Source organism: Vagococcus sp. QWL-13, assembly GCF_058683555.1.
Genome location: NZ_CM178746.1, coordinates 2,826,323 through 2,833,116 on the forward strand (window position 1 = coordinate 2,826,323; position 6,794 = coordinate 2,833,116).

Consider the following 6,794-nt stretch of genomic DNA (forward strand, 5'->3'; position numbering starts at 1 on the left):
AAAATTCGCGATTGATTAAATCATTTTATTTCGTTTTACGACGACGAACGATTAATTTATCATTTTTGGATTTCTTACGAGTCTTGTAACCTAATGTCGGTTTGCCCCAAGGTGTCATTGGTGAAGGCATACCGATTGGAGCCTTACCTTCCCCACCACCGTGTGGGTGATCATTAGGGTTCATGACACTACCACGCACTGTTGGGCGTTTTCTCAACCAACGACTGCGTCCGGCTTTACCAATATTGATCAATTCATGCTGTTCGTTTCCTACTGCACCGATAGTTGCACGGCAAGTTCCCAAAATCATGCGGACTTCCCCTGAGTTCAATCGAACTAAAACGTATTTGCCCTCTTTACCTAACACTTGTGCTTTGGTCCCGGCAGAACGGATCAATTGTCCGCCTTTTCCTGGTTTCATTTCAATGTTGTGCACCACTGTACCCACTGGAATGTTTTCAAGCGGCAGTGTGTTGCCCAATTTTATGTCTGCTTCCGGTCCGGAAACAACTTTATCTCCAACTTGCAAACCTTTTGGTGCTAAGATATAACCTTTCACACCGTCTTCGTAGTGAATCAACGCGATGTTTGCTGTTCTGTTTGGATCGTATTCGATTGTTTTAACCGTTGCTACGATATTGTCTTTGTTACGTTTGAAATCGATCAAACGATATTGACGTTTATGTCCACCACCGTGGTGACGTACAGTAATACGTCCCATGTTATTGCGACCAGCATTGTTTTTTGATGATTGCAATAAAGATTTTTCCGGTTTAGTTGTTGTAATTTCAGAAAAATCTAGGGATGTCATATTACGACGGCCATTCGTGGTTGGTTTATACTTTTTAATCGCCACGTATATTCCCTCCTACTTTAAAAATTAGCAGCTTACTTGAGGTTATTCACCATCAAATAATTGAATTTCTTTTGAATCTTCTGTTAGAGTCACGATTGCTTTACGACGTTTGTTTGTATATCCGGCGTAACGACCCATGCGTTTTAATTTTGGTTTGACATTCATAATGTTGACACTTTTCACTTTCACATCAAACGCTGCTTCAACCGCTTGTTTCACTAATGTTTTATTGGCACGAGTATCTACGTCGAACGTATATTTTTTCTCGTCCATTGCCAACATAGAAGCTTCAGTGATTACTGGTTTTTTAATGACATCAAATAATTCCATTATGCAAGCACCTCCTCTAATTGAGTAAGGGCAGCTTGAGTCATCAGCATTTTGTCGTTGGATACAACATCCAAGACACTGACATTTCCAGCTGATACGATAGAAACATTTGGCAGATTACGAGCAGATAGTGCAGCGAAATCATTGCCTTCTTCCAAGACTAACAACACTTTTGTTGTTACTTCTAAGTTAGATAAGACCTCTTTGAAGTCTTTTGTTTTAGGTGCATCAAATGTCAATGCATCTACTACTACCAGATTATTTTGAGCAACTTTCTCAGATAAAACTGAACGAATTGCTAATCGACGAACTTTTCTAGGAAGCTTGTAGCCGTATGAACGTGGTGTTGGTCCGAAAACAATGCCTCCTCCACGCCATTGTGGTGAACGGATGGACCCTTGACGGGCACGGCCTGTTCCTTTTTGACGCCAAGGCTTGCGACCACCGCCGCGAACCGCACTGCGATTTTTCACTGCATGTGTTCCTTGTCTTAGAGAAGCACGTTGCATAATAATTGCATCATATACGACACTTTCATTTGGTTCGATACCAAAAATGGAGTCATTCAATTCCACTTCACCATTTTTTGTACCATCTTGTTTGAATAATGCTACAGTTGTCATTCCTTAGTTCCTCCTCTCTTCGACAATTATTTAGCAGTTCTTGCTGACTGCTGAATTTGAACTAACGATTTTTTAGAGCCTGGCACATTACCTTTGATCAAGATAACATTTTTTTCAGGATCCACACGCACAACTTCCAAGTTTTGGATAGTCACACGGTCGCCACCCATTTGGCCGGCTAATTTTTTATTTTTAAATACGCGATTCGGATCGACTGGACCCATTGACCCAGGACGACGATGGTAGCGGGAACCGTGGCTCATTGGCCCACGTGCTTGACCATGGCGTTTGATAACCCCTTGGTATCCTTTACCCTTCGTTGTACCTGTTACGTTTACGATGTCACCAGCTTGGAAAACATCTACCGTTACTTCCTGTCCTACTTCGTATTCTCCCAGCTCAACATCTTTAAACTCTCTAATGAAGCGCTTAGGAGTTGCTTTTGCTTTAGCAACATGACCTTTCGCAGGTTTGTTCGCTAAAATTTCACGTTTGTCTTGAAAACCAAGTTGCACAGCTTCGTAACCGTCCGTTTCGTTTGTTTTAACTTGTAAAACAACGTTTGGCGCAGCTTCGATTACTGTAACTGGAATTAATTCGCCGATGTCTGTAAAAATTTGCGTCATACCTACTTTTGTTCCTAAGATTCCTTTGGTCATGAGTACACCTCCATCATCTTAATTTTTTTATAATTTAATCTCAATATTTACACCGCTTGGCAGGTCAAGCTTCATTAAAGCATCCACTGTCTTTGGTGTAGGGTTCACAATGTCGATTAGACGTTTGTGAGTTCGCATTTCAAACTGCTCGCGTGAATCTTTGTATTTATGCGTTGCACGAATCACTGTATACACTGAACGTTCCGTTGGCAATGGAATCGGACCTGAGATGTCAGCTCCTGTTCTTTTTGCCGTTTCTACAATTTTCTCTGCAGACTGATCTAAAATACGATGTTCATACGCTTTTAAACGAATACGAATTTTTTGCTTTGCCATTTTTTTCCCTCCTTCGCCTATTTTAAAAATTAGACATAGCTCCACGAAAATATCCGCCACGACCTTCCATGGCAACTCTTCCGGGCGTGTCGCAACCTTTCGTTTCCCAGCCTGATAGGTTTTCTCCTGAGCCCCTATCCGTGATGTGTTTGTCTGAACACAGCACCCTTGAAATTATACACAATACAAAGGGCGATTGCAAGCTTTTTTCATCTTAAAACCAGTATTTTCCGTCTTAATTGCAATGTTTTCAAGATATTTTTTTGCTCGTTTCAAATGAAAACATTTTCTCATGAAAATCAGGTGATTTAAAAACTTTCTATATGATGAACCAGCAATTTATTTAACTCGTTTCGATAGTTGCCTTTGATTTCATCTCCAGCCACCCGACTTGACGAAGTGCCGATAAAAAAAGGTGCAAGCATCATTTTCATGTTGTTTGCACCTTTTATATTTTACAACTTACAAAATCTAATGTCTGTGATTTTTAGTCAGACGTTACATTAAGCAATGATAGTCGTAACAACGCCAGATCCTACTGTACGTCCGCCTTCACGAATTGAGAAACGAGTTCCTTCTTCGATAGCGATCGGGTGGATCAATTCGACGTCAATTGTTACGTTATCACCAGGCATAACCATTTCAGTGCCTTCTGGCAACTCGATAACACCTGTAACGTCAGTTGTACGGAAGTAGAATTGTGGACGGTAGTTTCCAAAGAATGGAGTATGACGTCCGCCTTCTTCTTTGCTCAATACGTAAACTTCAGCGTTAAATTTAGTATGTGGTGTGATTGTTCCTGGTTTTGCCAAGACTTGTCCACGTTGGATGTCGTCACGGGATACGCCACGAAGCAATGCTCCGATGTTGTCTCCTGCTTCTGCATAATCCAATAATTTACGGAACATTTCAACACCTGTAACAGTTGTTTTGCTTGTTTCTTCAGCAATACCGATGATTTCAACTTCGTCACCGACTTTTACAGATCCACGCTCAACACGTCCTGTAGCAACTGTTCCACGACCTGTGATTGAGAACACGTCCTCAACAGGCATCATGAATGGTTTGTCAGTGTCACGTTCTGGTGTTGGGATGTAAGCATCAACAGCTTCCATCAAGTCCAAGATTTTTTGTTCGTAGTCAGCGTCGCCTTCTAAAGCTTTTAGAGCTGAACCTGCAATGATTGGTGTATCATCTCCTGGGAAATCATACTCAGACAGCAAGTCACGAACTTCCATTTCAACTAATTCTAACAACTCTTCGTCGTCAACCATATCCATTTTGTTCAAGAACACAACGATGTATGGTACACCAACGTTACGAGACAATAGGATGTGCTCGCGAGTTTGCGGCATTGGGCCGTCTGCAGCTGAAACAACAAGGATTGCTCCGTCCATTTGAGCAGCACCTGTAATCATGTTCTTAACGTAGTCCGCGTGTCCTGGGCAGTCAACGTGAGCATAGTGACGATTAGCAGTTTCATACTCGATATGGGAAGTACTGATTGTAATTCCACGTTCTTTTTCTTCTGGAGCGTTGTCGATTTCATCGTAACCTTTAGCTTCTCCACCTAAAGATTTAGATAATACAGTTGCGATAGCAGCTGATAATGTTGTTTTACCATGGTCAACGTGTCCGATTGTACCAATATTTACGTGTGGTTTAGAACGGTCAAATTTTTCTTTAGCCATTTTAAAATAATCCTCCTAGAAAATATAATTAATATTTTTGATAAATCTCCCGGCCTGATACCGGGATTTTAATCTCACTGTTAGTTTACATGATTTTCTACAAAATGAACAGTCTTAATGTCTATTCAGCAGAACCGCCATGTTTCTTGATGATTTCTTCCTGAATAGATTTCGGAACGTCTTCATAGTGGTCAAATACCATTGTAAAGACACCGCGTCCTTGTGTTGCTGAACGCAATGTTGTTGCGTATCCGAACATTTCAGATAGAGGCACCATTGCCTTAACTACTTGAGTGCCACCGGTGCGGGCTTCCATGCCCTCAACCCGTCCGCGACGAGCAGTGACATGTCCCATGATATCTCCTAGATAGTCTTCCGGGATCACAACTTCTACAGCCATGATCGGCTCCAGGATTACAGGGTTTGCTTTTTTAGAAGCTGCACGCAATGCCATAGAGGCAGCGACACGGAAAGCCGTCTCACTTGAGTCTACATCATGGTAAGAACCATCATATAATTTGGCTTTGATATCCACTAACGGATAGCCGGCCAATATACCGTTCTCCATTGCTGCTTCAAGTCCAGCTTCAACCGCCGGGATATATTCTCGAGGAACAACTCCTCCGACAATCGCGTTCTCAAATTCAAATCCGGCACCTTCTTCATTCGGTGTGAATTCGACCCAAACGTGTCCATATTGACCTTTACCACCAGACTGACGGATAAATTTACCTTCAGCTTGTGTAAGAGGGGCTCTAAATGTTTCACGGTAGGATACTTGAGGCGCTCCGACGTTAGCTTCAACTTTAAATTCACGACGCATCCGGTCTACAAGAACATCTAAGTGAAGTTCTCCCATTCCGGCAATAATCGTTTCCCCTGTTTCGGCATTAGTTGATGCACGGAACGTTGGGTCTTCTTCTGAAAGTTTTTGTAACGCGATACCCATCTTATCTTGGTCAGCTTTCGATTTTGGTTCGATCGCAACTTCGATAACCGGCTCAGGAAACTCCATAGATTCAAGGATGATAGGATGTTTCTCATCACACAATGAATCTCCAGTTGTTGTATCTTTCAATCCAACAGCTGCAGCGATATCTCCAGCGTAAACTTCAGTGATTTCTTTACGTGTGTTGGCGTGCATCTGCAAGATACGTCCCACACGTTCGCGCTTGCCTTTTGTGGCATTCTTTACGTACGAACCGGATTCCAATACACCGGAGTATACGCGGAAGAATGTCAAACGTCCAACAAACGGGTCAGTCATGACCTTAAATGCTAAAGCAGAAAATGGCGCTTCATCAGAAGATTCACGCTCTTCTTCTGCTTCTGTATCAGGATTGATTCCTGTGATAGCTGCAATATCGATTGGTGCAGGCAAGTAATCAATAGCACCGTCCAACAGCAGCTGGACACCTTTGTTTTTGAAGGCTGTTCCGCAGAACACAGGGAAAAAGTCAACTGCGATAGTTGCACGACGAATCGCCGCTTTCAACTCATCTTTAGAAATGTCTTCCCCTTCTAAATACTTCATCATCAAATCTTCATCAGTTTCAGCCACAGCTTCCACTAATTTTTCGCGCCATTCTTGAGCTTGTTCTTCATACTCAGCCGGAATCGCACCGATTGTATTTTCTGTTCCCAAGTCATTTCCGTACATGGTTGCTTCCATCTCGATCAAGTCGATGATGCCGACAAAATCGTCTTCTGCACCAATCGGCAATTGAACGGGATGAGCATTTGCTTGCAAACGGTCATGTAATGTACTTACTGAGTACAAGAAGTCTGCGCCGACCTTATCCATTTTGTTGATGAATACGATACGGGGCACACCATAAGTGGTCGCCTGACGCCAAACAGTTTCTGTTTGCGGTTCAACACCTGACTGAGCATCCAATACCGTTACTGCACCGTCCAACACGCGCAGAGAGCGCTCCACTTCAACTGTAAAGTCTACGTGTCCCGGTGTGTCGATAATATTTATACGATGCCCTTTCCATTGAGCGGTAGTAGCAGCAGACGTGATTGTAATTCCACGCTCTTGCTCCTGCTCCATCCAGTCCATTTGAGAAGCTCCATCATGAGTCTCCCCAATCTTATGGATTTTACCAGTATAGTACAAAATACGTTCGGTCGTCGTTGTCTTACCGGCATCGATGTGGGCCATAATACCAATGTTACGAGTTTTTTCCAACGAAAATTCTCTAGGCATTCTAAATTTCTCCTCTCTTAATTTAACTACTGCTTTTTCTAGCTCTGCTGTTTTTTACAGCAGGCTTTTCGCAAATAAAATGAAAAG

The 6,794-nt window shown here is 42.5% G+C and carries 8 protein-coding genes; all 8 read right to left on the reverse strand.

Annotated features, from left to right (window positions below):
* Window positions 1–25: 25 nt before the first annotated feature.
* The 8 genes from rplB to fusA all read right to left on the reverse strand — a co-directional run bounded on the left by rplB (window position 26) and on the right by fusA (window position 6,707).
* Window positions 26–856 (reverse strand): 50S ribosomal protein L2, encoded by an 831-nt coding sequence (gene rplB / locus AC4PHI_RS13310; RefSeq protein WP_492200300.1) that lies wholly within the window; start codon window positions 854–856, stop codon window positions 26–28.
* A gap of 42 nt (window positions 857–898) precedes the next feature.
* Window positions 899–1,186 (reverse strand): 50S ribosomal protein L23, encoded by a 288-nt coding sequence (locus AC4PHI_RS13315; protein ID WP_492200301.1) that lies wholly within the window; start codon window positions 1,184–1,186, stop codon window positions 899–901.
* Window positions 1,186–1,809 carry a 50S ribosomal protein L4 gene (rplD, locus tag AC4PHI_RS13320; RefSeq protein WP_492200302.1) on the reverse strand — a complete coding sequence of 208 codons (624 nt, stop codon included), beginning with the start codon at window positions 1,807–1,809 and terminating at the stop codon, window positions 1,186–1,188. The genes AC4PHI_RS13315 and rplD overlap by 1 nt, the downstream gene beginning before the upstream one ends.
* Window positions 1,810–1,835: 26 nt before the next feature.
* Complete coding sequence (rplC, locus tag AC4PHI_RS13325) at window positions 1,836–2,468, reverse strand: 50S ribosomal protein L3 (protein WP_492200303.1); 633 nt, start codon at window positions 2,466–2,468, stop codon at window positions 1,836–1,838.
* Between the two features lie 27 nt (window positions 2,469–2,495).
* Window positions 2,496–2,804 (reverse strand): 30S ribosomal protein S10, encoded by a 309-nt coding sequence (rpsJ, locus tag AC4PHI_RS13330; RefSeq protein WP_023606959.1) that lies wholly within the window; start codon window positions 2,802–2,804, stop codon window positions 2,496–2,498.
* Window positions 2,805–3,112: 308 nt separating this feature from the next.
* Window positions 3,113–3,238: a hypothetical protein gene (locus tag AC4PHI_RS13335; RefSeq protein WP_492200304.1), complete on the reverse strand. Its 126-nt coding sequence runs from the start codon at window positions 3,236–3,238 to the stop codon at window positions 3,113–3,115.
* Window positions 3,239–3,307: 69 nt separating this feature from the next.
* Window positions 3,308–4,495 (reverse strand): elongation factor Tu, encoded by a 1,188-nt coding sequence (gene tuf, locus AC4PHI_RS13340; RefSeq protein WP_492200305.1) that lies wholly within the window; start codon window positions 4,493–4,495, stop codon window positions 3,308–3,310.
* 121 nt (window positions 4,496–4,616) lie between these two features.
* Window positions 4,617–6,707: an elongation factor G gene (fusA, locus tag AC4PHI_RS13345; protein ID WP_492200306.1), complete on the reverse strand. Its 2,091-nt coding sequence runs from the start codon at window positions 6,705–6,707 to the stop codon at window positions 4,617–4,619.
* Window positions 6,708–6,794: the final 87 nt, after the last annotated feature.

Bases quoted from the DNA above. Each gene is read 5' to 3' on its own strand.
- AC4PHI_RS13315 (WP_492200301.1), bottom strand. From the start codon at position 1,186: ATGGAATTATTTGATGTCATTAAAAAACCAGTAATCACTGAAGCTTCT.
- rplD (WP_492200302.1), bottom strand. From the start codon at position 1,809: ATGACAACTGTAGCATTATTCAAACAAGATGGTACAAAAAATGGTGAA.
- rplC (WP_492200303.1), bottom strand. From the start codon at position 2,468: ATGACCAAAGGAATCTTAGGAACAAAAGTAGGTATGACGCAAATTTTT.
- rpsJ (WP_023606959.1), bottom strand. From the start codon at position 2,804: ATGGCAAAGCAAAAAATTCGTATTCGTTTAAAAGCGTATGAACATCGT.
- AC4PHI_RS13335 (WP_492200304.1), bottom strand. From the start codon at position 3,238: ATGAAAATGATGCTTGCACCTTTTTTTATCGGCACTTCGTCAAGTCGG.
- tuf (WP_492200305.1), bottom strand. From the start codon at position 4,495: ATGGCTAAAGAAAAATTTGACCGTTCTAAACCACACGTAAATATTGGT.
- fusA (WP_492200306.1), bottom strand. From the start codon at position 6,707: ATGCCTAGAGAATTTTCGTTGGAAAAAACTCGTAACATTGGTATTATG.